The 24,400-nt window shown below is 64.7% G+C and carries 23 protein-coding genes; 6 read left to right on the top strand and 17 right to left on the bottom strand.

The annotated features are described in order from the left end of the window. From BJ6T_RS14540 to BJ6T_RS14530, 3 genes are read left to right on the top strand one after another with little or no spacing between them, the layout of a single operon-like run. Window positions 1-927 carry a branched-chain amino acid ABC transporter permease gene (locus tag BJ6T_RS14540; RefSeq protein WP_014493139.1) on the top strand — a complete coding sequence of 309 codons (927 nt, stop codon included), beginning with the start codon at window positions 1-3 and terminating at the stop codon, window positions 925-927. Beyond that, window positions 927-2,405, top strand: a complete 1,479-nt coding sequence (locus BJ6T_RS14535; protein ID WP_014493138.1) for an ATP-binding cassette domain-containing protein — start codon at window positions 927-929, stop codon at window positions 2,403-2,405. The genes BJ6T_RS14540 and BJ6T_RS14535 overlap by 1 nt, the downstream gene beginning before the upstream one ends. A 41-nt stretch (window positions 2,406-2,446) precedes the next feature. After that, on the top strand, window positions 2,447-3,688 hold the full coding sequence (locus tag BJ6T_RS14530) for an ABC transporter substrate-binding protein (protein WP_014493137.1): 1,242 nt from the start codon (window positions 2,447-2,449) through the stop codon (window positions 3,686-3,688). Window positions 3,689-3,784: 96 nt separating this feature from the next. Here the strand turns inward: BJ6T_RS14530 and BJ6T_RS14525 are convergent, their stop codons facing one another. Genes BJ6T_RS14525 through BJ6T_RS14490 form a run of 8 tightly spaced genes read right to left on the bottom strand, consistent with a single transcriptional unit; the run spans window position 3,785 to window position 10,708 of the window. Continuing rightward, complete coding sequence (locus BJ6T_RS14525; protein ID WP_014493136.1) at window positions 3,785-5,089, bottom strand: MSMEG_0569 family flavin-dependent oxidoreductase; 1,305 nt, start codon at window positions 5,087-5,089, stop codon at window positions 3,785-3,787. A 12-nt stretch (window positions 5,090-5,101) separates the two neighbouring features. Next, window positions 5,102-5,389: an MSMEG_0570 family nitrogen starvation response protein gene (locus tag BJ6T_RS14520; RefSeq protein ID WP_014493135.1), complete on the bottom strand. Its 288-nt coding sequence runs from the start codon at window positions 5,387-5,389 to the stop codon at window positions 5,102-5,104. Next, window positions 5,382-6,548, bottom strand: coding sequence for an MSMEG_0565 family glycosyltransferase (locus tag BJ6T_RS14515; protein ID WP_028170255.1), 1,167 nt, complete (start codon window positions 6,546-6,548; stop codon window positions 5,382-5,384). The genes BJ6T_RS14520 and BJ6T_RS14515 overlap by 8 nt, the downstream gene beginning before the upstream one ends. Continuing rightward, window positions 6,545-7,540 (bottom strand): sll0787 family AIR synthase-like protein, encoded by a 996-nt coding sequence (locus BJ6T_RS14510; protein ID WP_014493133.1) that lies wholly within the window; start codon window positions 7,538-7,540, stop codon window positions 6,545-6,547. Before BJ6T_RS14510 ends, BJ6T_RS14515 begins: the two co-directional genes overlap by 4 nt. A gap of 2 nt (window positions 7,541-7,542) precedes the next feature. Then, the gene (locus tag BJ6T_RS14505; RefSeq protein WP_014493132.1) at window positions 7,543-8,091 is read right to left on the bottom strand and encodes an MSMEG_0567/Sll0786 family nitrogen starvation N-acetyltransferase; all 549 of its coding nucleotides are present in this window, start codon (window positions 8,089-8,091) and stop codon (window positions 7,543-7,545) included. Continuing rightward, the gene (locus tag BJ6T_RS14500; protein WP_014493131.1) at window positions 8,088-9,206 is read right to left on the bottom strand and encodes an MSMEG_0568 family radical SAM protein; all 1,119 of its coding nucleotides are present in this window, start codon (window positions 9,204-9,206) and stop codon (window positions 8,088-8,090) included. Before BJ6T_RS14500 ends, BJ6T_RS14505 begins: the two co-directional genes overlap by 4 nt. Next, complete coding sequence (locus tag BJ6T_RS14495; RefSeq protein WP_014493130.1) at window positions 9,133-10,188, bottom strand: Nit6803 family nitrilase; 1,056 nt, start codon at window positions 10,186-10,188, stop codon at window positions 9,133-9,135. Before BJ6T_RS14495 ends, BJ6T_RS14500 begins: the two co-directional genes overlap by 74 nt. A 37-nt stretch (window positions 10,189-10,225) precedes the next feature. Beyond that, window positions 10,226-10,708: an MSMEG_0572/Sll0783 family nitrogen starvation response protein gene (locus BJ6T_RS14490; protein ID WP_014493129.1), complete on the bottom strand. Its 483-nt coding sequence runs from the start codon at window positions 10,706-10,708 to the stop codon at window positions 10,226-10,228. A gap of 331 nt (window positions 10,709-11,039) precedes the next feature. Here BJ6T_RS14490 and BJ6T_RS14485 point away from each other — a divergent pair, with 331 nt between their 5' ends. The 3 genes from BJ6T_RS14485 to BJ6T_RS14475 all read left to right on the top strand — a co-directional run bounded on the left by BJ6T_RS14485 (window position 11,040) and on the right by BJ6T_RS14475 (window position 14,956). After that, window positions 11,040-12,428, top strand: a complete 1,389-nt coding sequence (locus BJ6T_RS14485; RefSeq protein WP_014493128.1) for an aminotransferase-like domain-containing protein — start codon at window positions 11,040-11,042, stop codon at window positions 12,426-12,428. A 163-nt stretch (window positions 12,429-12,591) separates the two neighbouring features. Further along, window positions 12,592-13,902, top strand: a complete 1,311-nt coding sequence (locus BJ6T_RS14480) for an ABC transporter substrate-binding protein (protein ID WP_014493127.1) — start codon at window positions 12,592-12,594, stop codon at window positions 13,900-13,902. A 94-nt stretch (window positions 13,903-13,996) separates the two neighbouring features. Next, entirely contained in the window at window positions 13,997-14,956 is a 960-nt protein-coding gene (locus BJ6T_RS14475) for an IS5 family transposase (protein ID WP_014491453.1), read from the top strand. A gap of 153 nt (window positions 14,957-15,109) precedes the next feature. Here the strand turns inward: BJ6T_RS14475 and BJ6T_RS14470 are convergent, their stop codons facing one another. From BJ6T_RS14470 to BJ6T_RS14430, 9 genes are all read right to left on the bottom strand, one after another. Then, window positions 15,110-16,279 (bottom strand): Gfo/Idh/MocA family protein, encoded by a 1,170-nt coding sequence (locus BJ6T_RS14470; RefSeq protein ID WP_014493126.1) that lies wholly within the window; start codon window positions 16,277-16,279, stop codon window positions 15,110-15,112. A 50-nt stretch (window positions 16,280-16,329) separates the two neighbouring features. Then, complete coding sequence (locus tag BJ6T_RS14465) at window positions 16,330-16,644, bottom strand: septal ring lytic transglycosylase RlpA family protein (protein WP_014493125.1); 315 nt, start codon at window positions 16,642-16,644, stop codon at window positions 16,330-16,332. Window positions 16,645-16,745: 101 nt separating this feature from the next. Further along, window positions 16,746-17,591 carry a CmcJ/NvfI family oxidoreductase gene (locus tag BJ6T_RS14460; protein ID WP_014493124.1) on the bottom strand — a complete coding sequence of 282 codons (846 nt, stop codon included), beginning with the start codon at window positions 17,589-17,591 and terminating at the stop codon, window positions 16,746-16,748. Between the two features lie 332 nt (window positions 17,592-17,923). Next, window positions 17,924-18,862 (bottom strand): ABC transporter substrate-binding protein, encoded by a 939-nt coding sequence (locus BJ6T_RS14455; RefSeq protein ID WP_014493123.1) that lies wholly within the window; start codon window positions 18,860-18,862, stop codon window positions 17,924-17,926. Beyond that, on the bottom strand, window positions 18,859-19,959 hold the full coding sequence (locus BJ6T_RS14450; protein ID WP_014493122.1) for an LLM class flavin-dependent oxidoreductase: 1,101 nt from the start codon (window positions 19,957-19,959) through the stop codon (window positions 18,859-18,861). Before BJ6T_RS14450 ends, BJ6T_RS14455 begins: the two co-directional genes overlap by 4 nt. A gap of 29 nt (window positions 19,960-19,988) precedes the next feature. Beyond that, window positions 19,989-21,161, bottom strand: coding sequence for an acyl-CoA dehydrogenase family protein (locus tag BJ6T_RS14445; protein WP_014493121.1), 1,173 nt, complete (start codon window positions 21,159-21,161; stop codon window positions 19,989-19,991). Further along, on the bottom strand, window positions 21,155-21,955 hold the full coding sequence (locus tag BJ6T_RS14440) for an ABC transporter ATP-binding protein (protein ID WP_014493120.1): 801 nt from the start codon (window positions 21,953-21,955) through the stop codon (window positions 21,155-21,157). Before BJ6T_RS14440 ends, BJ6T_RS14445 begins: the two co-directional genes overlap by 7 nt. Next, a complete protein-coding gene (locus BJ6T_RS14435; protein ID WP_014493119.1) occupies window positions 21,949-22,971 on the bottom strand; it encodes an ABC transporter permease in 1,023 nt (340 codons plus the stop codon). Before BJ6T_RS14435 ends, BJ6T_RS14440 begins: the two co-directional genes overlap by 7 nt. Then, window positions 22,949-24,052 carry an ABC transporter substrate-binding protein gene (locus BJ6T_RS14430; RefSeq protein ID WP_014493118.1) on the bottom strand — a complete coding sequence of 368 codons (1,104 nt, stop codon included), beginning with the start codon at window positions 24,050-24,052 and terminating at the stop codon, window positions 22,949-22,951. The genes BJ6T_RS14435 and BJ6T_RS14430 overlap by 23 nt, the downstream gene beginning before the upstream one ends. Window positions 24,053-24,400 lie beyond the last annotated feature (348 nt).

The raw sequence follows: 24,400 nt of genomic DNA, 5'->3' as shown, positions 1-24,400 counted from the left end.
ATGTCCACCTTCTTCACCTCCCGCCTGTTCTTCATCTCGGTCGCGCTCGTCATCATCGCGGCAACGCTGCCGCTCTACGTCTCCGGCTACGTGCTCGGCCTGCTCACCGTCGCATTCTATTTCGGCGTGTTCGCGATGGCCTGGGACCTGCTGTTCGGCTTCGCGGGCGAGGTCAATTTCGGGCCCACTTTCCTGATCGGTGTCGGCGCCTACACCGCCGGCATTCTCAACGCCCAGTTCGGCTGGTCGGTCTATCTCTGCATCGTGCTGGGGGCGCTCGCCTCCGTGATCGCGGGCCTCGTGCTGGCACTGCCGGCTTTGCGCGTGCGCGGACCGTATTTCGGCCTGACCACCCTGGTCGCGGTGTTGATGTTGCAGAATTTCATCGTGGTGTTCGCCGATCTCACCGGCGGCGAGATCGGCCTGACCATCCCCGACGTCATCACCATCAACGCCGGCGCAAACTACTGGATCGCACTCGGCTTCATGACGATCTCGGCGGCGATCCTCTACGGCCTGTCGCAATCGCCGATTGGCCTCGTGCTCCAGGCCAGCGGCCAGGATCCGGTGCAGGCCGGCGCGCTCGGCTTCAACATCGTCAAGCACAAGCTTGCTGCCTTCATCGTCAGCGCGTTCTTCTCTGGTTTATCCGGAGCGCTGCTGGTGTTCTATTTCGGCACCGCCTCGGTCGGAACCGTCGTCGACGTCGCGGTCGGCGTGAACGTGATCGTCTCGGCCGTGCTCGGCGGCCGGCGCACCGTGCTTGGCGCGGCACTCGGCGCGATCTTCCTGATCGTTGCCGGTGAATTCCTGCGTCCCACCGGCGAGCTCGCGACCTTCATCGTCTCGGCGGTTGCGCTCCTCGTCGTGCTGTTCTTCCCCGGCGGCTTCCTCGGAGCGGCCCTCTCGCGTGAGGCGCGCTCGTGATGGATATGATCGCAAACCGGCCCGTGCTCGACGTCCGCGGCCTGACAAAACGCTTTGGTGGATTGACGGCGGTGAAGAACCTCGGCTTCGAGGTGAACGCCGGCGAGATCTTCGGCCTGATCGGGCCGAACGGCTCCGGCAAGTCGACCGCGATGAAGAGCGTGATGGGCATCGAGCGCCCGACATCGGGCGAAGTCATCTTCGAGGGCGAGAACGTCGCCGGCCTGCCAGCGCACAAGATCGCGCGCAAAGGCTTTGGCATGGTGTTCCAGCACTCGCGGCCGCTGAACCGGCAGACGGTGCTGGAGAACATCATGGTTGCGCTGCTGCCGGACAGCCTGTTCATGCTGTTCCCGGACAAGGCGCTGGTCGAGCGCGCCAAATGGATCGCCGACCGCGTCGGGTTGGGCAGCGTGATGAACCGCCGGCCGCCGACGCTGCCATTCGCCGATCTGCGCCGGCTGGAGCTTGCGAAAGCGATCGCGCGTGACCCAAAGGTCGTGCTGGTGGACGAGCCCTTTGCCGGGCTGACGCGTGCGGAGGTCGACGTCTTTTCCGACCTGATCCGCAGCTTTCGCGACGAGGGCCGCGCCGTGATGCTGGTCGACCACAACGTCAAGAGCGTCGCCGCGCTGGTCGACCGCGTGCTCGCGATGTATCTCGGCGAGGAGATCGTCACGGGCAAGGCCGACGACGTCATGAAGAACGAGACGGTGCGGCGGGTCTATCTCGGCGGCGCCATCGAGACCCATGCGCGGCCCGAGACCAGCTTCAAGGACAAGGTGCCGCTGCTCCAGGTCGAGAATGTCAGCGTGTTCTATGGCAAGGCGCAGGCACTGGAGAACGTCTCGATCCACGTCCACGAGGGCGAATTCGTCTCCGTCGTCGGCCTCAACGGCGCCGGCAAGACCACGCTGTTCAACACCATCTCCGGCTTCCTCCCCTACAGCGGCGAGATCGTGCGAGGCGGCGACAGACTGCGCGGCACTAGCCCTGCGAAGATCGCGCGCAGCGGCCTTGTGCAATGCCCGGAATCGCGCGAGCTGTTCGGCGAGATGAGCGTGCGCGAAAACCTCGATCTCGGCGGCCAGCATCTCTCCGACGACAAGCGCGCGGCGCAGCTCGCCTGGCTGTTCGAGCTGTTCCCGATCCTGAAGGAGCGCCAGGGCCAGATGGCGCAAACGCTCTCCGGCGGCGAGCAGCAGATGCTCGCGATCGGCCGCGCGTTGATGATGCAGCCGCAGATCCTGATCCTGGACGAGCCGACGCTGGGCCTCGCTCCCGTCATCCTCGAGCAATTGTCCAAGGCGCTCACGAAACTGCGGCAGACCACCGCGATCACGGTGCTGCTCGGCGAGCAGAACGTCACCTTCGCGCTGCCGCATGCCGACCGCGTCTATGTGCTGGAGCACGCCCGCATCGTCTGGGAGGGCGATCCCGGCCGCTTCGCGAGCGAAGCCGGCGCCGATTTTCTTTAATTCGCGCGTATCAATAACAAAACAAGCAAAGGGAAACGACCATGCGACCATCGACGAATCCAAGCAGCAGCCTCCTTCTCGCCTCGGCGCTGGCCCTGTGCCTCGCCGCGCCCGCCTACGCGCAGTCGAACGATCCGATCAAGATCGGTGTCATCGCCGAAGTGCAGTCGATCGCCGGTGCCGCCACCCCCGGTGGCGCGCAGATCGCCGCCGACGAGATCAATGCCAAGGGCGGCATTCTCGGCCGCAAGGTCGAGATCGTCACCTATGACAACAAGAGCTCGTCGGCCGACTCGGTGCGAGCGTTCCAGCGCGCGGTGAGCGAGGACAAGGTGTCCGCCGTGATCGCGAGCTATATCAGCGAGGTCGTGCTGGCGCTCGAACCCTGGGCGGCGCGGCTGAAGATGCCGCTGATCACGCCGGGCGCGGCCTCCAACGAGATCACCAAGGCGATCCACAACGACTATGAGAAGAACAAGTACACCTTCCACGGCTACCTGACCTCGGCGGCCCAGGCCCAGCTCGTCTGTGATGCCGCCAAGGATCTCCTGGTCGACAAGCTCAAGTTCAAGACCGTTGCGATCATGAGCGAGGACGCGGCCTGGACCAAGCCGCTCGACGTCGGCTACGAGGCCTGCCTGCCCAAGGCGGGCCTGAAGGTCGTGGAGCATGTGCGCTTCTCGCCCGACACCACCGACTTCACGCCGATCTTCAACAACATCGAGGGCAAGAAGCCCGACGTGATCGTGACCGGCATCTCGCATGTCGGCGTGCAGCCGACGGTGCAGTGGAAGAACCAGCAGGTGCCGATCCCGATGTTCGGCATCAGCGCGCAGGCGCTGAGCCCGACCTTCTGGAAGGACACCAATGGCGCCGCCGACGGCGTGCCGTCGCTCGCGGTTGCGACGCCCGACGTCGCCGTGACCTCCAAGACGAAGCCGTTCGCGGCCGCGTTCAAGGCCAAGTTCGGCGCGCCGCCGGCCTATACCGGCTACACCGCCTATGACGAGGTCTACTTCATCACCGACGCGATCAAGCGCGCGGGCTCGACCGATCCCGACAAGATGGTCGCTGAACTGGAGAAGACCGACTACGAGGGCACGATCGGCCGCATCCAGTTCTACGGCAAGGACGACGAGTTCACCCACGGCATCAAGTCCGGTCCCACCACAGTCTCCGGTCTCGTCTTCCAGTGGCAGGACGGCAAGCAGGTCGTGGTCTGGCCCGAGAAGATCGCCGAAGGCAAGCTGAAGTTTCCGAGCTTCGTGAAGCTGTCGCAGTAACCGCCGGAAGACACCTTGAACGCATGATGCCCGGGCCTGTCCCGGGCATCGTCGTTTCGCCTCCCCTGGAGAGGGCGCGTAGTCGCGCGAGCAAGGCTAAACAGCCTCTCGCGCGGTATCTTGCGAGAGCTCGCGTCGGTCGGCTCGATACGCGTCGGCATGCGATGCGCTCGATCGCTCCATGATGTGGTCTGCAACAAACTCTGCATCACGCCCGATGCCGACGAACCGACCAGAGCCCCAGGTGTAGAGCCACGGCAGGCCGACCACATAGGCACCGTCGATCGACGTGATGCCCCGCTTGTGGGTTGGATAGCCCGTGCCATCGAACATCGGCAGGTCGACCCAGGACCAGTCGGACCGGAAGCCGGTCGTCCAGACGATGCTGCTGATGCCGCTCGTTGCGAGATCGAGCTCCGTGGGCACCGCAGTGGGGGACCACACGGGCGCATAGTGAGGCGTCACGGGCGCGGCGATTCTATTCCTTGCGATGTGCTCGTCGATCATTCGGCAGATGCCGTTGTAGACCCGATCGGCATTGTCGAGATTGACCTGGAGATCATCGCCAAGCTGCAAGGACGTCCCGCGGCCGTCCTTGAGACGACCGTAGAGCTTCATGCCCTCAAGCGCGAACCTGCGCAGGTCGATGTCGCGGCCGCCGTCCCGTCCGGTCAGGTAATGGTTGGCGTTCTTGCGAACGCCTTCCTTTAGCGAATGCTTGTCGACGGGCAAGTCGTACTGCCCGAGATCGTCGAGCCAGTCGACGGCGTCCCGGCCGCGATAGAAGCGCGGGCACCGCGGCGCGCTGCCGACGGCGAGATGCACCTTGCGGCCGGCCAGATGCAGGTCTTCGGCGATCTGGCAGCCCGATTGTCCGCTTCCAACCACGAGGATTTCGCCCGGCGGCAACTGATCCGGATTGCGGTAGGCTGAAGAGTGGATCTGCGTGATCGACGGATCGAGCCGGTCTGCAAACGGCAGCACTTTCGGGACGTGATATCCGCTGACGGCCAGCACGATGCTGCCAGCAGCGATCTCGCCGATCGTCGTCTCGAGCATGAAGCCATGACCGGATTGCCTGAGGCGTGTGACGGCGACGCCCTCGCGGACCGGCGCATCGATGTGCCTGGCGAAATCCTCGATGTAAGTGACGATCTCGTCACGCAGCATGAAGCCATGCGGATCGCTGCCGGCGTAAGGAAAGCCGGGAAGCCGGCATTGCCAGTTCGGCGTCACGAGGCAAAACGCGTCCCAACGCTGCGTCTTCCAGGAATGCGCGATCGTATTTTTCTCCAGCACGACATGCTCGATGCCGTGCGCCTTGAGTTGCGCGCTCATGGCAAGACCGGCCTGGCCGCCGCCGATCACGACGACCGGATAGTGAGTGTGAAGGTCAGACATGATCAGCTCCTGCTATTCTTCGAATGAGACGATAGTGACGGAAGCGCCAGGCGTGGCCTCGAACTGCACGGCTGTCGCCTCGATCCGTGCGAGTTGCCCGAGCGCGCGCGAGCAGAGAAAGCCGTACTTCTCTCGGACTCGCTCGGCCGCAATCGTCAGCGCAACGCGGCTGCGCTCGCGAAAGTCGTCGAGCGCGTAGGTCGTGCCGGCGGCGAAATGATCCTTGATGACGAGCGAGGGCGAATAGCAGACCTCGATCCGCTCATCGGGCCAGCGCACGTGGAAGTGCATCTCAGGCATAGTGCACCTCGCGCATATCCTGATAGGTCGCCATGTGTGCCGTGGCGGTGCGGCTCCAGTCATGATGCCGGGCGACTCTCGCGCCATTCGCAATCAGGCGCGAACGCAGGGGCTCGGCGAGGGCACTGAGGGCGGCATCCGCGATCGAGCCTGCGTGATGCGGATCGCACCAGGCAGCATCGTCCGGGCCGAGATATTCCGTGAACGGTGCGATATGCGAGACCACGGCCGGCACGCCACTGGCCATCGCTTCGAGCACAGCCAGGCCAAAACCTTCGCGCAAGGACGGGAACAACAATACATCCGCGAGGCGAAAGAGCGATGGCATGTCGGCATCGATCAGCGGACCCGTCTCGATCACCGCACCAACAGGCAGTCCCGCATCGCGCAGCCGTGCCTCGAACTGTTGCCGATAGAGACCATGGTCCAGCAGAGAAGCCCCGCCGGCGATGACGAGCTGCGCGGATCGATGTACGGCGTACACCTGCCGGAACGCCTCGAGAATGCCGAGCGCATTCTTGCGCTGCTCGACGCCGCCGATCGACAACAGGATCGGGCCTGTGCGAAGGCCGAGCCGGGCGCGCAGCGCCTGGTCGTCGGCACCCGCGATGGGCGAATATCGCCCCGCGTCGACGCCATTGCCGACCAACATTGCAGAGCGGGACATCTCCGCCTTCAAGTGCTCCTGCCAGAACCGGCTGACGACGAACAGGCTGTCAGCGTGGACGATCGAGCGACGGTCGAGTTCGCAGAGCCGCTCGTCCTTGAATGCATCGATGTGATGAACGGTGCGGACATAGCGTTGGATCAGGCCGCGCTGCTTCAGCGTCGCGAGCGCATTACCGGAGATGCCGTCCTGGGCGTGGAAGACGTCGTACTGCCGATTGGCCACATCCTCGAAATGCCGGACATAGTCGGCGATGCGCGCTTCGACCATCGCGACGACGTCGCCCGAGACGGGCGATGCAGGCACGGAGCGCGTCGCCGCGACGCCGCGGCGGAAGAAGCCTTTGCCTGCTGGGTCGGGCGCGTGCACGACCGGCCGAAGTCCGAGATGTGCCAGGGCGTCCGCGAGCGCGAGCGCGTGCACCACGCCGCCTCGTGGATTTGTCGAGTGCGTGAGGATCGCGATGCGAAGCCTTGACGAGCCGCCGCTCATGCCACGCTCCGCTGCCGATAACCCTGCCCTGGCGTACATCCGATCAGGGGCTGCGCCGCGAAGTCCCAGACCGTTGCGCGACCGGAAGCGGCGCGAATGTCGACGCTTGTCCCCGCAGCGACGTCTCCGATCGCGGCTGCCGCAATGCCGCGCCGCTGGAAGCGCGACAGTATCTCGTCGACGTCTTCGGACTTCGCCGACAGGAGATAGCCGAAGCTCGGGAATGTCAGGAGCCAGCGTTCGAGCGGCGCGCCGGCAGGAATCGGAACCGCCTCGACGTCCAGCGTGATGGCGACCTGCGAGCACTCGGCCAGCATCGCCGCGGTCCCGACGATGCCGCCCTGGCTGATGTCCTTGGCTGCGAGTGCGAGCCCCGCCTCGGCGATCGACGGCAGGATCTCCAGATCGTCGCGCAGCCGCTCCGCGGGCGCGTCGGTTGCTGCCTCCCAGTTCGCGAACGGCTCGCGGTAGCGGCCGCGCAGATCGATCGCCGCAATGAGCTTGTCGCCGGGCCTGGCGTCGAAGCTCGTGAGAAGCCGCCTCGCACGACCCAGGATCGCGACGGCAAACTGGCTCTGGTTGCTGCGCACATTGGTGTGGCCGCCGATGACGGGCACACCGAAAGTCTTCGCAGCAGCTTTCAATCCTTCGAGAATGGGCGCGGCCTTATCCGCACCATTGGACCAGATCGCATTGACAATGGCCGTCGGCCGTCCGCCCATTGCCGCGACGTCCGAGATGTTGACCATGGCGCCGCACCAGCCTGCAAACCAGGGGTCGGCGGCGACGAATTCGTTCATGAAGCCTTCGATGGCGAACAGGGTATAGCCATCGCCCTCCGGGATCGCCGCGCAATCGTCCCCCACCGCGATGGCATCGCCGCTCGAGAGGTCGAGCGTGGCCGCGACAGCCGCAATGTCGGCCTTGGCGGCGATGCCGCGGCTTTTGCGGAGCGTCTCGGCGAGGTTTGTGAGAGCGGCGTCCGTCAGCATGATCAGGCCGCCAGCTTTGCGAGTGACAGGAAGCCGGTTTCAGGCGTCCGGAACGGCGGGTAGTGGTCGAGATCGGCCTCCATGCGATGGTGCGGCCGGCCATGGAGCTCGAATTCGCCGAGCGAACGCCAATGCATGTGCTGGAACAGAAGCGCGTTCTGACTTTGCACATTGGCAAGAAAGCGCCGGCAACCGCGCGCATGGGCTGAGGAGACGGCGAGCCGGATCAGGCCGGCGCCAACCGCGCTGAGCCGGCGATAACCTTTTTCAACGGCAAGGCGGGAGCCCCACCACACATCCGCCTCGTGGTCATCGGCGTGAATGCGCACGGTGCCGACGACGTCATCCTCGGCGACGCCGAGCAGCGACACGGCTACGAGCGGGATGGCGACGTCGTCGACCGCGTCGCGATCATCACCCGCAAACACGCCCTGCTCTTCGCAGAAGACCTTGCGACGCAGGGCTGCGGCGGCGGCACGCTCCCAGGCTTCGGTTGCGAACTTCACCTGGAATTCCGGCGCGACGAACGGCTTGAATGGCTCAAAGATCATGCACGTGCTCCGCGTTCGTAAGTGGACAGGGCCGAGCAGGCGCCGCATTTGCCGCAGCCTGCCTTGATATCGGTGGCGCGCAGGCCGCCGGCGCGCAGCATCTCGGCGAGCGGACGCAGGATCTGATGCATGAACCCTGGAGACGGCGTCGGATGGCTCTCCAGCGGCGTGCCGGCGATCGGCACGAACGGCACGACGAAGGGATAGACGCCGATATCGATGAGCCGACGCGACAGCGCGAGAATCTCGGAAGGCTCGTCGCCAAGGCCAGCCAAAATATAGGTCGAGACCTGACCGCGGCCAAAGACCGGCACGGCCGCGGCGAACGCTTCCATGTAGTGCTCGATCGAGACCTGCGCCTTGCCTGGCATGATCCTTTGCCGCACGGCAGGACCGATGACCTCCAGATGCATGCCGAGCGCGTCGACCCCTGAACTCTTCATGCGCTGGAACCAGGCAAAATCGTCCGGTGGCTCGCATTGCGCCTGGATCGGCAGGTCGACAGCGGCTTTGACGGCCTGCGCGCTCTCCGCAAGGATGCCGGCGCCGCGATCGGACGTGTGCGGCGTGCCCGTGGTCATCACCATATGCCTGATGCCGTCGAGCTCGACGGCCGCCTTGGCCACTTCGGCGAGCTGTGCCGGCGTCTTGCGCTCGACCGTACGCCCGGCTGCGAGTGACTGGCCGATGGCGCAGAACCGGCAGGTCTTGGTGCGACTCTGGTAGCGAATGCAGGTTTGGAGTACGGTGGTGGCGAGAACGTCGCGCCCATGCAGGGTCGCGATCTTCCAATAGGGGATGCCGTCCTCGGTGGCGCGGTCGTAGAATTTGGGTCGTAACGGAAACGAGACGTCCGCGAGCACCACGCCGTCGCGCGAGATGCGGCTTCGCCCGGCCTCGTCGGGACGCTCGACGAGATAAGGGCTCTCGAAGGCAGGCGCGTTGTGGACCGGAATCATCACGGTCGCGCCGTCGATCGTGAACGGCGTGTGATCCGACGGGCCGGCGCCGCCACGGCGGCTCGTTCCCCCGGTCTTGGGATCAGCGAGCCGGACTCCGAAGGACTGCAACTCGTTGATCAGCTGCTCGGTCGGGATCGCCTTGGGTTGCGGCATCTGCGGTCTCATCTGATTGGTCTCCCGGAATGGGCATGAGGCGGTTCGGGTGAAAGCCGTGCATCGGACGCGCGGGTCGGTCGTTCAGCACCAGCGAAAGCAGCTCGGGCCGGGCGTAGTGGCCGACAGAATCCATCATCCGCTTGCGTTTGGTGATCAGTGCGAGATCGAGATCGGCGACAAGGATGCCCTCGCCGCTGGTCAGCGGCGGCACCAGATGATTGCCTTCCGGTGAGACGATCGCCGTCATGCAGCCGCCGCGCAGGCCTTTGCGCAGGCCTTCCTCCGGCGAGATTTTCGCAATCTGCTCCTCGGTCAGCCAGCCGGTGGCATTGACGACGAAGCATCCGCTTTCCAGCGCATGATGCCGGATCGTCACCTCGATCTGGTCGGCAAAGACCTGTCCGACCAGCGAACCCGGAAACTGGGCCGCATGGATTTCCTCGTGCTGGGCCATCAGCGCGTAGCGGGCGAGCGGGTTGTAATGCTCCCAGCAGGCCAGCGCGCCGACACGGCCGACCGCAGTCTCGACCACCTTCAGGCCGGCGCCATCGCCCTGCCCCCAGATCATTCGCTCGTGAAAGGTCGGCGTGATCTTGCGTCGCGTCAGGACGAGCGCGCCGTTCGCGTCGAACACGAGCTGGGTGTTGTAAAGCGAGCCGTGATCGCGCTCGTTGACGCCGAGCACCACCACCATGCCGTGGCGCTTCGCCGCTTGCGCAACGGCATCTGTGACGGGACCAGGCACGACGACGGCGTTGTCATAGAGCTGGATGTGTTCAGCGCCGCTGAGGACCGGCGGACGGACAAAGGAGAAATAGGGATACCAGGGAACGAACGTCTCTGGAAAAACGGCGAACTGAACTCCCTTGCCCGCCGCCTCTGCGATGGCCGCCAGGATCCGGTCGACCGTTCCGGTCGGCGTATCCAGATCCGGCGCGATCTGAATCGCGCCGGCCCTGATCGTGCGTTTCGCTGTCACTGTATTCTCCCTCGTCCGTCGCGCGAGACAACCGAAGTCAGACGGTCCAGGTGTGGATCATGAACGCGTCGTCCCTGCGGTGAAGCAGGATGAGGTCGAGCACATCGAGCGGATTGATCGGCCGGATGCCGGGAATGAGCGAAGGCTCGCCATGGCCGTAAAGCGCCTGCAGCGCGAACCGGCAGGCATAGACCTTGCCGCCCTCATCCATGAATTTTGCGAGCTGGTTGTTGAAGTTCTGCGCGCCGGGGAAGGCTTCGTCGCCGATCTTCGGGAAGCCGCGCTGAATGCCGAGCGTGACACCGGGACCGTAAAGCAGAACCGACGTCTCAAAGCCCTTACGCTTCAGGCGCAGCGCCTGGAGAATGTTGACGAGGCCGATGGAGCCCTCGAACGCGACGGTGTGGAAGGTGACCAGCGCCTTCTCACCCGGCTTTGCTTTGACGTCCTCGAAAACCTTCTCTTCGTAGTCGACAAGAAAGTCGCCCTTCTGACGCGCGGGAATGTTCACTGCTGGCATAGACACCTCCTGTTCACGTCCGGCCTCCCGGATCGGGATCAGGTTTTGCAATCAATGTGCCAAGCAGCCTTCTGCACGACAAATCATCAAACCATACAATTTACATTCAATTATGCATTCAATGTTGAATGGAGACCTGACTGGATTTGGATATGCTTGCGTTGTGCCTGAAAAATAGTGCCTGAAAAATGCTGGGCAGCGCGCCCGATCGGTGTGCAATGCGCTCAGACGAACCGCCTCCTCAAGCAGCCAAAAATACGCGATACAATTGCTTCGACGTTTGCAACAATATACAGTCAATTATGCTGACGTAACTTACCGGAACTGAGCTATGGCCGACTGGCGACCCGATCTCTCGAACAGCGACAAGCCGCGCTATCTCGCCATCGCAGACGCAATTGCCGACGATATCGCCGCGGGACGGCTTGTGATCGGCGACCGCCTGCCGCCACAGCGGAAGCTGGCCAAGCGGCTCGATGTCGATTTCACCACCGTCGCGCGCGGCTATGTCGAAGCCCGGAAGCGCGGCCTGATTGAATCCAAGGTCGGACAGGGAACCTTCGTTCGCGACAAGCCGCGGCCGCGGCGCTCAGCAGCGATCTTTCCGCCTCGCCCCGTCGACCTGTCGATGAACCTGCCGCCCGAGCCTGATGATCCCGAGTTGATCGAGCGCATGCAGGCAGGCGCCGAGCTTGTGATGCGCGACATTGTTCCACTGCTGCGCTACCAGGGCTTTGGCGGCACGCAGGCCGACAAGGATGCTGCGTCGAGCTGGCTCGGCCGCCGTGCGCTGGTGCCGGCACAAAGCCGCATCTTTGTCTCGCCGGGGGCCCATCCGGCGCTGCTCGGCATCCTCTCTATCCTTGCGAAGGCAGGCGAGGTGGTGCTGTGCGAGGCCATCACCTATCCCGGGATCAGGTCCATCGCCGCGCAGCTCGGCATCACCCTCGTCGGCTTGCCGATGGATGACGACGGCATTGAGCCGCAGGCGCTGACCGATTCCTGCAAGAAGCTGAAGCCCAAGGCCATCTACCTCAATCCGACGCTGCAGAATCCGACGACCCTGACGATTCCGGACTCTCGACGGCGAGAGATCGTTGCGATCGCACGACGCTTCAAGCTGCCGATCATCGAGGACGATGCCTATGGCTTCATTCCCGAGCACGGCCACGGCCACGCGCCCTTCGCTGCCATCGCGCCCGATCTGACCTGGCACGTCGCGGGACTGGCGAAATGCATCGGAGCAGGCTTGCGCACGGCCTATGTCGTCGTGCCCGATACGCGCTCGGCCTGGCCGTTTGCCTCGGCGCTCCGCTCGGCGACGGTGATGGCATCCCCCCTCACCGTGGCGATCGCGACGCGCTGGATCGAAGACGGCACCGCGGACACGATGTTGCGGTTCATCCGCGCCGAGACCTCGGCGCGGCAGAAGCTCGCGGCCGAAATCCTGCCCAAGGGGTCCTACCGTGGCGATCCTCTCAGCTTCAACCTGTGGGTCGCGCTGCCCACGCCCTGGAGGCGCTCGGCTTTCGTGGAGCATATGCGGCAGACCGGCATCGGCGTGGTCGCAAGTGACGCCTTTGTCGTGAGTGATCCGCCCCCCGAGGCCATCAGAGTATGCATCTGCGGCCCTTCCACTCGAGCACAGATTAGATCTGCGCTCGAGTATGCCGCTCACGCGCTGGTCGAAACTCCGGCCCTGGCATCGCCGTTTCTCTGATCCGTCAGGCGTACGATGGTGCAGTGCCGGCTCGTGCCATCCTCGCCGCGCGGCCGGCTGCGAATTGTCTGGTGCGCTGCATGTTGACTTTCACACGCACCCTCCAAATACTTCGCAAAAAATAACAAGACCAATCAACCGACGGGTTTTGAGGGAGGAAAGGATGCCGACTTCACGCAGGCAGTTGCTGAAGAGCTCGGCGGCTGCCGCCGCCGCACTCAGCCTTGATTGGACCCGGGCCCAGGCGCAGGCCGAGAATTTGCGCATCGGCCTGATCTACGACCTCACCGGCCCCTTCGCCGCCGGCGGCTCGGTCGCCTCGTCAATCGGCGCGCAGATCGCGATCGATCTCGTCAACGAAAAGGGCGGTGTCGGCGGCAAGACCAAGATTGTTCCGGTCGCCGCGGATTCCCAGAGCAAACCCGACGTTGCGATCAACGAGGCCGAACGCCTGATCAGTCAGGAAAAGATCGACATCCTCAACGGCGTCTATGCGAGCTCGCATGCGGTGCCACTCGCGGCCAAGGTCGAGCAGCAGAAGAAGATCCTCTGGATCACGACCGCGGTCTCGACCGCCGTGTTCAAGGACAAGAACCTGCAATACGTGTTTCGCGCGCAGATCCATTCCGACCAGTATGGCCAGGCCTTCGCGAGCTTCCTCGCCGAGCATGCGCAAGGCAAGCTCGGCATGGATCCGAAGGACGTCAAGGTCGCGCTGATCCACGAGGACGGCCCATATGGCGTCGGCGTCGCGGCGGCCGACGAGGCCTACGCCAAGCAGGCCGGCATCCAGGTGGTGCTGCGCGAAGGCTACTCCGCCTCGGCGCCCGACCTCTCGGTGCTCGTCACGAAAATCAAGCGCGCCAAGGCCGACGTGATCTCGCATGCCGGTTACAACCCCGACATCACCCTGTTCCTGCGCCAGGCGCGCGAGAGCGGATTGCGCTTCAAGATGCTGTTCGGCGCCGGCGCCGGCTACAGCCAGCTCGACAAGCTGCGCGCGACCTTCGGCGCCGACATCGACAATTTCTGCAACATCGATCCGGTGCCGGCGCAATTGCTCGATCCCGCAAAGCTCGCACCGGGCATCGGCGATCTGACCAACGCCATGGTCACGCGCTACAAGGCCAAGACCGGCGCGACCGAAGTGCCGCCACACTGCTCGATGGGCTTCAACCAGACCTGGCTGCTGCTCAACAACGTGCTGCCGGTCGCCAAGGAGAAATACGGCAGCTTCGATCCCGAGGCCATCCGCAAGGCCGCGCTCGACGTCGACATTCCCGCCGGCGGCACCATCCAGGGCTACGGCGTCAAGTTCTTCCCGCCGGGCACGCCGATGTCAGGCCAGAACGAGCGCTCGACACCGGTGGTGATGCAGAACGCCGGCGAGCACATCTCGGTGGTGTGGCCGACGAACATCCGCACGCAGGACCCGGTGTTTCCGCTGCCAAAGGGTTCGACCTACGGGGCGTGAGGTGATGCGGACGGTCTCTTCCCCTCTCCCCTTGTGGGGCTGTTGCGTAATTCGTCAATTGTGATTCCCTAGGGCAAAGCCTTGGAGGGTAGCGATGGCGGTCAAGCGGACGGGACAGCCGAGCTTTGTGGAAGCGCTGATGCCGAAGGGGGCCGGCGCCAATGCGGCGCTGGATCGGCTGGCTGGCCTGGTCAAGTGGTACCGGTTCGAGAAGCTGATCGGCCATTTGCGGGATGAAGGGAGCCCCGGTCGACCAGGCTATCCGGTGTTGGTGCTGTTTCGTGCTGTGCTGTTGCAGTCGCTGTATGGTCTTTCGGAGCGCGAACTCGAGGAAGCGCTGGGCGACCGGTTGTCGTTCAAGCGCTTCGTCGGTTTGAGCCTTGAGGATGCGACGCCCGACCACACGGTCCTGAACCGCTTCCGGAACCAGCTCGTTGAACAGGGCCTGCTGGAGAAGCTGTTTGGCGAATTGGATCGTCAGCTTGAGAATGCTGGCGTGATCCTCAAGCGCGGCACGATGCTGGATGCGACCTTGATCCAGGCAGTCTCGGCTCCGCCCAAGGAGGATCGCCCCTCAAACGACCCTGATGCCCGGTTTGCCAAACGGCAGGGCAAAAGCGGCTCGACCTTCGGTTACAAGGCCCATGTGGGTGTGGACGAAGGATCCGGCTTGATCCGCGCGGTGCTGACCACACCCGCTAACGTCAACGATACGACACCTGCGGACGCTTTGATCCGGGGCGATGAAGCTGCGGTGTGGGCCGATGCGGCTTACGACACCCATGCCCGACGGGCCCGGCTGAAGGCGGAGGGCAAGAAACCCCGCATCGCTCGTCGGCCCAACAGACATCATCCGGAACTGCCGCCCAGGCTCAAACGCTACAACCTCCTCATCGCGCGCCGCCGAGCCCAGGTCGAGACCACCTTCGCTACTCTCAAACGCCGCATGCGGCTGACCTGCATCCGCTACGTCGGTCTGATCAAGGCGACCGGGCAAGTCGTGCTCGCCGCGATCGCCTTCAACATGAGGCGGTGGGCCACAATCGCCGCGTGAGCCACCCTCCGAGGGCGACAACTACAGATCTTGGCAGGCAATTGCCGGGACCAAGGCCTTCGTTCCTGACGTCTTCAGCCTCAAGAGCTGATAACGCAACAGGCCCACAAGGGGAGAAGGGATGGCAGCGCGCCTGCGGTCTCTTCAGCGGCCCTACAACACCACCCGCCGTCCCTCCTCCGCGGCCCAGTAGCCCGCGTAGTTCACCTTGATCGTCTCATACGCCAGCGCCAGGTCCGACAGCGGCTGCCGTCCGCTTGTGGCGCATTCCATGAAATCCTGGATCTCCTGGAGATAGCCGCGCGTCCACTCCTCCTCGAGGCAGACATATTGCCAGCCGGTTTTGCGGTCGACCTTCTCGGTGATGTAGACGCTGGCGAGCTTCTCCTCGCTGGTCTGGTAGCTCATCAGATGCGTGTTCGGGGTGATGTTGGCGAACAGCGAACCGCCGGAGGTGTAGGTTTCGATCAGATTGCGCACGCCGCCCATGATCATGTCGCCGGAAAACACGGTCGCCTTGGTGCCGTCGGAGAAGGTCGCCGTCAGCGTGCCCCAATCTTCGACATCGACCGGATTGGCCTTGATGTAGGAGCGCTCCTCGGGCTTCAGGACGGCCGTAACGTTGCCGACATCGCCTGTGACGCTGGCGACGCGGATGGTTTCGCCGCGCGCCTTGGCCTCCACCTGCTTGAGATAAAGCACGGCCGAGAGCGGATGGCAGCCCATGCGGATCAGCGAACCGCCGCCGGTCATCGCCCATTGCGCGGCATGCGCGGCGTGCGAGCCGGAATGACTCTCCTCGCCCTTCATGAACAGGATCTTGTCTTTCGTCGCCCTGATGATCTCCGCGGTCTTGGTCACCGCGGGCGCGTAGACCCAATCCTCCGCGTACATGAAGAGTTTTCCGGTGCGCTCGATCGCGGCGCGGGTCGCGTCCATCTCCTCCAGCACCCGCTCATACATCAGCGCCTTCGGCACATGCTTGCCGATCGGCTGCGCGTCGCCTGCACGGCCGAAATAGCCGGCGAACGGCTTTTCGCAGATCACGTGCTTGCCGGCCTGCATGCTGGCGACGATCATGTCGGCATGGAGATTGGGCGGGGTGCAGATGTCGATGACATCGAGCTCGCGGTCCGCGATCAGCTCGGCGAAGCTGCGATAGACCCGCGGAATCCCGTGGCGGCCGGCGAATTCGACGACATGATCGCCGCGCGCCGCGACCGCCGCGACCTCGACATCCACACCGTAGACGCGGCGGAACGCATACATATGCAGCTCCGACACGAAGCCGCAGCCGACAAGTCCCACCCGAATCCTGGCCATAGCGCCCCCCTTACCCTTGCGTTGGGCGGCACTATAGCGCGCCAGCAGGCCTATTCCACCGAGACCCGCACCACGCCGGCGCTCATCATGCCGAGCGCTTTGGCCGCCGGCACCGAGAGATCGACGATCCGGCCGCGGATGAAGGGGCCGCGGTCATTGACGCGGCACTGAATCGACCGGCCGCTGTAGGACACCCTCAGCACGGTGCCGAAGGGACGCGTGCGGTGAGCGCAGGTCAGCTCCCCGCCCTTACCGGCTTTTCCGTAGCCATAGTATGAGGCAAGCCCGCTTTCGGCTTGCGCGGCAGAAAATGCAAAAAGCGAAAAAGTGGCTAGACAGCAAAATACCGTCGTCTGCGTTCGCACGGCACCGCTCCCGGTTGCCTGCCCGGCGCTGCAAACGTCGATTTATTCCGGTAAGTTCCAGGAACACTGCCGGGCGCGCCCGGCAGTGCCATCACACATTGTTACTGTTTATGGAACACCAGCGTGCGGACCTCGATGCTTTCGCGCGGCGCCGCATCGGCCGGCGTGGTCGGATCGACGAAGGCCGTATGCGGCCCGAACCGCGTCCGGCCGTCGGTTGCGGAATCATAGCATTTGAGCAGCAGCGCCTCGTCCGGCGTCATCTCCGGAAAATAGAACCAGCGGTGGTTCGGATTGTATTTCACCGAATAGGTCTCGCCGCGGCGATTGGGATAGATCAGATCGGAGGCGACGAGATCGTCGGGCGCGATGGTCGTGCCGTCGGCCATCGCCAGCGGTGAATCGCGCAGGGGTCCGCGGATCGGCCGCCAGAGGTTGATCACCTGCACACGACCTTTCAGAAGCGCATCGGCTTCGTCGGGCAGATGCTCGCGCACGCGGTTAGCGCCGGAGACGGCGGTCTGGTCGACATGGACACGCGTCGCGGGCTGACGCGGGCCACCGTCGCGAATATCCGCGGCCCCCTCGACACGCCTGCGCACGGTATGATCGAAGATGACGACCCGGTCGGCCTTCAGCGTCGCGCGCAGGAACGCCTCGACGGCGGGATAATAGACGGTGCGGATTTCCTCGTCGTTGTAAAAGTCCTTCACCTGCGTCGGGTGACGCACCAGCGCAAAGCCTTCGCGATCGAGCGAGAAATTGTCCGCGATCAGGCGCGCATCGAAGATCGGGACCTGATGCGGCTCCGGCAACGACGTGCTCTTGGGCTCGCCCGGCGGCGGATCGAAAGCATAGGTGCGCGGCTTGCCGGAAACCGGCGCGAGGTAGTTGAGTTCAGCAGTGACGAAGGGAAGCGATTCGATTTTTGTTTCTTGCAGGCCCATGGCCGGTCTCCCGATGTGGTCGTCTGTCTGATTTTTGACGGAGCGCAGCGTGCCGCAAGGGAGGCGGTGCAAATAGCAATGGGGATGTTGTCGGGAGCGAAGAATACAGAAGAACGTTTCGCGAAGAGCCATCGCGTGGAAAGTGTCCTTCTCATCTCACGGACGCTTGAGATCACGTGAGATCTCGTGCCCCGGACGCGGCGCATCACGTAGTGGCGCGCCGCAGAGCCGGGGCCCATCTTCCGAGAGCAATCTCTCTGGCATGGGTCCCGCCTCTGCGGAGCAGCGTTGCACGCTGCGCCGCGTCCGGGACAAGAGCGAGTGCCTGGTGGCTACAGCCCCGCCTTCGCGATCGCATCGGCAAAAGAGCGATCCACGATCTCGGCCGCATCGAGCTTCTGCTTGATCAGGCCCCAGCGGAAATAGAGGTCGATCGTGCCCTGCTCGTCCGCGACCACGCCGTCGTCGATGGGCGCAATGCGGATCTTTGCGCGCGACAGCCAGTTTTGCGGCACGGCGGTCGGGATGTTCATCAGCTTGCCCCAGGTCGCGGCATAGCTGTCGACGTTGCTCAGCGACCAGGCCCGCGCCGCCGTAAGGCGGCGGATGAAGTCCGTCAGCTCCGCGCGCTTGTCGCGGATCGCGTCGGGCCGCGCGACCTGGAAGCTCAGCCCGGGCGTCAGGCCCTCCGAGGTGATGACGCGGCGCGATTTGAACAGCACCTCTTCCTGGCTGACATAGGGCTCCCACGTCGACCAGGCATCGACCGAGCCTTGCGTGTAGGCGATCTTGGCATCCGACGGCGCCAGGAACGCGATCTGTACATCACTTGCGCTCCAGCCGTTCTTCTCGAGCGCAGCGAGGATCAATTGATGACCGATCGAGCCGCGACCGGTCGCGATCTTCTTGCCGCGCAGATCGGCGAAGCTCCTGATCGGCGAATTCTCGGGCACGAGGATCGCGAGTCCCTCACGGGTCTGCCGGATCGCGGCGATCGCCTTCACCGGCGCGCCGGAAGCGGCGGCGAAGGTGAAGGGTGCATCGCCCACGAGCCCGGTCTCGATCGCGCCGGCGCTGAGCGCTTCCAGCAGCGGTGCCGCCGCCGGAAACTCCTTCCATTCGATCTTGTAAGGCACGTCCTTGAGCACGCCTGCCGCTTCCATCACGGCCTGCGAGTTGCCCTTCTGGTCGCCAACGCGCAAGGTGGTTTGCGCCGCCGCGAGCTCCAACGAGCCGAACAGCAGCGCACCGGCCAGCATGAGGCGGATCATTCCGCCGCCTCGCCGCGAACGGCCTGGCGCTTGGCAACCAGCTCGAGCGTCAGCGGGATCAGCTCACGGCCATACTCAATGGCGTCGATCAGGGGATCGAAGCCGCGGATCAGGAAGTGGCTGATACCGAGATCGTAATAGTCGCCGAACACTTCGGCGACTTGCTCGGGCGTGCCGACCAGCGCGGTGGTGTTGCTGTTGGCACCGGTGAGTTTGGCGATCTCGGTCCAGAGCCGCTTGTCGATCCGGCTGCCCTGGTCGGCGAGCGCGAGCAGGCGCCGCGCGCCGGCCGTGGCGTGGCCGTCGGCAGGCTTGCGGTAGCCGGTCTTGTCCTGGAGCGCGGTGGCGCGCGCCAGGATCTCTTCCGCCTTCTCCCAGGCCTGCTTCTCGGTCGGGGCAATGATCGGCCGCACCGAGAGGCTGAAACGCGGCGTCGGCCGTCCCTGACGAACCGCCGCGTTGTGGACGCGGGAGGTGACGTCGCGCACCTGCGCATAGGATTCGCCCCACAGCGCAAAGGTGTCGGCATGCTTGCCGGCGACCTCGATCGCCGCATCCGAAGCACCGCCGAAATAGATCCGGATGCCCTCGGAATGATACGGCTTCACCTGCGAGAACGCTTTCTCGACCTGATAGTACCTGCCCTTGTAGGTGAACGGCTTGTCGCTGGTCCATTCCAGCTTGAGGACGTCGAGGAATTCGGAGGTGCGGGCGTAGCGCTCGTCCTTGTCGTCGAGCGTGTTGCCGTCCTGCCGAAGCTCGGTCGCATTGCCGCCGGTGATGACATGCAGCGCGACCCTGCCGCGCGAAAACTGGTCGAGCACGGCGAACTGACGCGCCAGCAGCGTCGGCGCGGTGAACCCCGGCCGCTGCGCGATCAGCACATTGAGGCGGTCGGTGACGCCCAACACGTGCTGGGCAATCTGGAGCGCGTCCGGGGTCGTCGAATGAAACGCCAGCAGCGCGCGGTCGAAGCCGGCATTCTCGTGCGCCTTGGCCACCGTCTCGATGTGGGTGGGATTGAGGACCGGCCCCTCGCGGACGACGGTCTCGGACGAATTGTTGTTGCTGATGAAGCCGATGAACTCGATCGACATGATCGTCTCCCTGTTTGTTGTCCTGAAAGCTAGAGGCCCAATGCGGCGCGGCCGAGGCCGGTGCGGGTGGCATCGTCCTGCGGCGTGTGCACGCGGCCGCACAAGACATCGCGATAGTGCCGCTCCAGCGGATTGGTGCGGGACAGGCCGTGATTGCCGGTCAGCGATAGTGCATCCTCGACCACGGCGACGGCGTTGTTGGTCACCGTCAGCTTGATCACGTTGGATTCGCCGGTGGAGAGAGCGACGCCGTCGTCGAAGTCGCGGGCGAACGTCTCGATCAGCCGCGCATTGACTGCGAGCCTGGCCTCGATGGCACCGAGAATCTCCTGCGCCCGCGGCAAGGTCGCAAGCGGCGCGCCGAGGCTGGCGGGAACGCGCTGCTTCAGGAACTGGACAAACCAGTCGCGCGCGGCACGGGCAATGCCGTCATAGATCGCCGCGACGAACACCGTGTGGACGGTCGCCTGCGCGACGTCGGGCGCACGCCACTCCTGGGGCTTGCGGACATCGACCTCGGCATCGAGCGGGATCACGACGTCGTCGAAGATGACGTCGTGGCTGCCGCTGGCGCGCAGGCCGTGATGATCCCAGGTCTCGACGATGCGGGTGCCCGGCAGTCCCGCCGGCACCAGGAACTGCCCGACGCGCGGTTCGGCTTCGTCTGTCCGCGCCCAGACCAGATACCATTTCAGGATCGGCGATCCCGTCGAATAGATCTTGTGACCGGTCAGGCGCCAACCGGTTTCGGTGCGCCGGGCGATCGTCGCCGGCAGGCCGCCGCGCGCAGGCGAGCCGAGCTCGGGCTCGACGCGGAGCGCGTTGACGAGCGCGAGGCCCTCGACGCTCTCACGCGCAAGCTTGCGCGAGTGCCGCAGCGGCCAGGTCGGACTGCGCCCCATTACCAGATGGTTGATGTAGTGCATCGACAGCACCAAGGCGGTCGACGGATCGGCCTTGCCGATGATGCCGATGACCCGCACGGCGTATCGTGCGCCCGCTCCGGCCCCGCCATGAACGGCCGGCACCGTCAGCGACAGCAGGCCAGCCTCGGAGAGCTCGCGAAAATTCTCGAAGGGAAAGCTGCCGGTGCGATCATGCTCGGCTGCACGCACAGCGAAGCCTTCGGCTAGCGCCTCGGCGCGCGCGATGTAGTCCGGCTCGCTATGGGCCGCCCGGCCCTTGGCTACGGACGTCACCATGTAGCGTCCAATCCCAACAAGCCGAGAATCTGGCGGCGCAGGTCGGCCAGATATGGATCGCCGCGATGGCGCGGATAGGGCCGGTCGACACGGATGTCGGCCTTCACCCGCGCCGGGCGGTCGCTGAACACGATGACGCGGTTGGCGAGCACCAGCGCCTCCTCGGCGTCATGCGTCACCAGCAGCGTGGTAAAGCCCTTGCGCTGCCAGAGCGAGACGAGCTCGGCCTGCATGGTGATGCGGGTCAGCGAGTCGAGCTTGCCGAGCGGCTCGTCGAGGATCAGGATTTTTGGATCATTCACGAGCGCGCGGGCGAGCGCAACGCGCTGCGCCATGCCGCCGGACAGCTGATGGGGATAGGCGTTGCGAAACGACGACAGACCAACGAGATCGAGCGCGTCATCCACGCGCTGCCGCTGGCTCTTCAAAATGCCCTGGGCCTCGAGGCCCAGGGCGACGTTGTCCCAGACCGACCGCCAGGGAAACAGGGTCGGATCCTGGAACACGACGACGCGCGACGGATGCGGGCGGGTGATGCGCACCTCGTCCTCACGCAGCGTCCCGGCCTTGGGCTTGTCGAGGCCGGCGACCAGCCGGAGCAAGGTCGACTTGCCGCAGCCGGAGGGGCCGAGCAGCGCGACGAACTCGCCCGGCTCCACGGAGATGCTGACGTCGCTGAGAACAGGCAGCTCAGTGCCGTCGATGTCGAAGGCGTGGCTGACCTGCTCGATGTCGAGCGCGGCGCCTGCGGCCGGCGGGGTCGTGACCTCGGCCAGTGCGGTTGCGGCTACCATTTCACGGTCCCCTTCTGCCAGACCAGCAGGCGATCGCGGATGGCGAACAGCAGCGTGATGGCGCCGGAGCAGAGCAGCGACATCACGATCAGCGCCGCATACATGTTGGCGTAGGCGGCCCAGCCCTGCGCCCATTGCAGGTACCAGCCGAGCCCGGCCTTCACGCCGATCATCTCGGCCACGACGAGCACGGCGAAGGACGAGCCGAGGCCCATGAACAGGCCGACGAAGACGTGCGGGAGGGCCGCGGGAATCGCGACCTTGAGCACCAGGAAGGACGGCTTTGCGCCGAGCGTACGTGCGACGTCGTAATAGGCGTTGCTGACGCTCGCGACGCCGGACCAGGTCAAGACGGTGACCGGGAAACCGGTCGCGAGCGCGATCAGGAAGGTCGAGGCGCTCCAGCTCGACGGAAACGTGAAGAAGGCAATCGGCAGCCAGGCCGTTGCCGGCAGCGGGCCGATGAAGCGCAGCACCGGATGCACCCAATAGCCGACCGCGCGCGACCAGCCGATCGAGACGCCGGTCAGGAAGCCGACCGTGGCGCCGATCAGGTAGCCGCCGAGCTGGAGCTTGACCGAGGCGAACACGCTGTCGAGCAGCTTTGGCAGATCGTCCGTATAGACCTCGATGATCGATTGCGGCGGCGGGAAGAACGGCAGCGGCAGCCAGGCGAATTTCGCGGTGGCAACTTCCCACACCGTCAGGAATGCGCCGAGCGCCGCGAGCCAGGGCGCGCGCTGCCGCAAGGCCTTACCCGCGGTCCCCAGATAGTCGGCGCCGACGGTGCCGAACAAGGCGATCGCGGCAACGATGAAGGCGGCGATGCCGAGCGAATGCGTCCGCGACCAGTCGCCGACATCCTCCCACCACAGGCAGGACAGGCCGAACGCGGTCCACGCGACGCTGGCGAGAATGCCGACGCCGGAATCCCGGACCCAGCTCGCAAGGGCCGGCGTGCGCGAGAGGCGCGGCGCGCCGGAGGCGAGGCCGTCAGACAGCGAATACGTCGACATAGATGCGCTCCGCGAATTTGGCCGTATCGGTGCTCTGCTTGAAGACCTGCACGCTCCTCAGATCGTCCGCATAAGACTTCAGCTCGCGCTTGAGGACTTCACCGACGGGATGATGATGATGGGTGTGGTAGCGCACCATGCCCTCGATATCGGCGAGCGATGCCGTCTTCGGTGCGTAAGGCTGGAACGACTTCGCCGTCACGGCCGGATTCTGCGCGGTGAACATCGCGGCATCGAGCAGCGCCTGCGTCAGCGCGCGCGCGACCTGCGGCTCCTCGCGCACCAGGCTGCCGCGCAGGCCGAGGATGCAGCAGCTCTTGTCGCGATATTCGCCGTCGAGGTTGGAAGCGACTTCCTTGTACTGGCTGTCCTTGAGCCAGAGATAGCCGAGCGGATCCGACGACAGGAAGGCCTGCACCTCGCCCTTCTCCACGGCGACGTTGAGAAGGTTGCCGGGATAGGCGCGCCAGTCGACATCCTTGTTGGGATCGATACCGAGCTTGGCGAGCTGGACGGAGAAGAAGTTCTTGTCGGGACCACCGAGATCGCCGACCGCGACGATCTTGCCCTTGAGGTCGGCGAGCTTGCTCACATTGGCGTCGGCGCGGGTCAGGACGCGCATGCAGCCGCCATGGGTGCCGGCGGCGATCTTGACGTCAAAGCCCTGCTCCAGCGGCTTCAACCAACGCAGCGCCATGCCGAGTCCGGCATCGCTCTTTCCCGTCGCGATCGCCTCGAGCAGCTGGTCGGTCGAGCCGGAATAGTTGATGAGCTCGATGTCGAGATTGTGCTTCTGGAAGAAGCCGTGCTCGATGGCGACGGGCACCGGGGCGAGACAGACCGCGCCGGCATTCCACGACAGCTTCAGCTTGCGCGGCGCGCCGGTGAGGACGGGGCCATCCGCGGCCGTCCGGCACAGCGGAAACTCCGAGAGATCGACACCGGGCGCGATCGCCTGTGGCGCGAAGGCCTGCGCTGCACCGAAGGCACCAAGCGGAGCTGCAAATGCCGCCGCAAGCCCCGCCTGCAGCAAATGACGCCGGTCGAGGCCCGATCCGCTGCGCTTGTTGTCGTTGCCCATCAATCCCCACTCCTGCGCTGGCACAGCTCCGCCATGCGCGCAACGTCTCGCGTTGCGCATGTTCCGTGTGGAGCCGCGTTGAGAGAATAATTTCGCCGACACTTCCGGCGCCGCTTTGATGCGATGCGCAAATCATGCGGCGCGTCCGCCGCATCGTCAATGAAATGGAATTTCGAATGTGGCGCGAAGCGAGGTCATTCTCTCCATCAGCGCATGGGACAGCGATGAAACGATTTTCGTTGCTGCATCGTCTTGCAAGGATGCGCCGCGACTCCGCAGCCTGCATCATTCTTGCGCAGCTCCCGCCGCGCACGAGGTGCGTTCTCGAAAGCGGCGCTACGCTGAAAC

The sequence above is a fragment of the Bradyrhizobium japonicum USDA 6 genome (assembly GCF_000284375.1).
In the GTDB taxonomy this organism is placed as follows: Bacteria; Pseudomonadota; Alphaproteobacteria; order Rhizobiales; family Xanthobacteraceae; genus Bradyrhizobium; species Bradyrhizobium japonicum.
The sequence above is the reverse complement of the archived record's forward strand: the minus strand, read 5'-3'. Positions and strand labels throughout refer to the sequence as shown.

Excerpts from the sequence above, each read along its gene's own strand:
- BJ6T_RS14540 (WP_014493139.1), top strand. The coding sequence starts at position 1 with ATGTCCACCTTCTTCACCTCCCGCCTGTTCTTCATCTCGGTCGCGCTC.
- BJ6T_RS14535 (WP_014493138.1), top strand. The coding sequence starts at position 927 with ATGGATATGATCGCAAACCGGCCCGTGCTCGACGTCCGCGGCCTGACA.
- BJ6T_RS14530 (WP_014493137.1), top strand. The coding sequence starts at position 2,447 with ATGCGACCATCGACGAATCCAAGCAGCAGCCTCCTTCTCGCCTCGGCG.
- BJ6T_RS14525 (WP_014493136.1), bottom strand. The coding sequence starts at position 5,089 with ATGTCTGACCTTCACACTCACTATCCGGTCGTCGTGATCGGCGGCGGC.
- BJ6T_RS14520 (WP_014493135.1), bottom strand. The coding sequence starts at position 5,389 with ATGCCTGAGATGCACTTCCACGTGCGCTGGCCCGATGAGCGGATCGAG.
- BJ6T_RS14515 (WP_028170255.1), bottom strand. The coding sequence starts at position 6,548 with ATGAGCGGCGGCTCGTCAAGGCTTCGCATCGCGATCCTCACGCACTCG.
- BJ6T_RS14510 (WP_014493133.1), bottom strand. The coding sequence starts at position 7,540 with ATGCTGACGGACGCCGCTCTCACAAACCTCGCCGAGACGCTCCGCAAA.
- BJ6T_RS14505 (WP_014493132.1), bottom strand. The coding sequence starts at position 8,091 with ATGATCTTTGAGCCATTCAAGCCGTTCGTCGCGCCGGAATTCCAGGTG.
- BJ6T_RS14500 (WP_014493131.1), bottom strand. The coding sequence starts at position 9,206 with ATGCCGCAACCCAAGGCGATCCCGACCGAGCAGCTGATCAACGAGTTG.
- BJ6T_RS14490 (WP_014493129.1), bottom strand. The coding sequence starts at position 10,708 with ATGCCAGCAGTGAACATTCCCGCGCGTCAGAAGGGCGACTTTCTTGTC.
- BJ6T_RS14485 (WP_014493128.1), top strand. The coding sequence starts at position 11,040 with ATGGCCGACTGGCGACCCGATCTCTCGAACAGCGACAAGCCGCGCTAT.
- BJ6T_RS14480 (WP_014493127.1), top strand. The coding sequence starts at position 12,592 with ATGCCGACTTCACGCAGGCAGTTGCTGAAGAGCTCGGCGGCTGCCGCC.
- BJ6T_RS14475 (WP_014491453.1), top strand. The coding sequence starts at position 13,997 with ATGGCGGTCAAGCGGACGGGACAGCCGAGCTTTGTGGAAGCGCTGATG.
- BJ6T_RS14470 (WP_014493126.1), bottom strand. The coding sequence starts at position 16,279 with ATGGCCAGGATTCGGGTGGGACTTGTCGGCTGCGGCTTCGTGTCGGAG.
- BJ6T_RS14460 (WP_014493124.1), bottom strand. The coding sequence starts at position 17,591 with ATGGGCCTGCAAGAAACAAAAATCGAATCGCTTCCCTTCGTCACTGCT.
- BJ6T_RS14455 (WP_014493123.1), bottom strand. The coding sequence starts at position 18,862 with ATGATCCGCCTCATGCTGGCCGGTGCGCTGCTGTTCGGCTCGTTGGAG.
- BJ6T_RS14450 (WP_014493122.1), bottom strand. The coding sequence starts at position 19,959 with ATGTCGATCGAGTTCATCGGCTTCATCAGCAACAACAATTCGTCCGAG.
- BJ6T_RS14445 (WP_014493121.1), bottom strand. The coding sequence starts at position 21,161 with ATGGTGACGTCCGTAGCCAAGGGCCGGGCGGCCCATAGCGAGCCGGAC.
- BJ6T_RS14440 (WP_014493120.1), bottom strand. The coding sequence starts at position 21,955 with ATGGTAGCCGCAACCGCACTGGCCGAGGTCACGACCCCGCCGGCCGCA.
- BJ6T_RS14435 (WP_014493119.1), bottom strand. The coding sequence starts at position 22,971 with ATGTCGACGTATTCGCTGTCTGACGGCCTCGCCTCCGGCGCGCCGCGC.
- BJ6T_RS14430 (WP_014493118.1), bottom strand. The coding sequence starts at position 24,052 with ATGGGCAACGACAACAAGCGCAGCGGATCGGGCCTCGACCGGCGTCAT.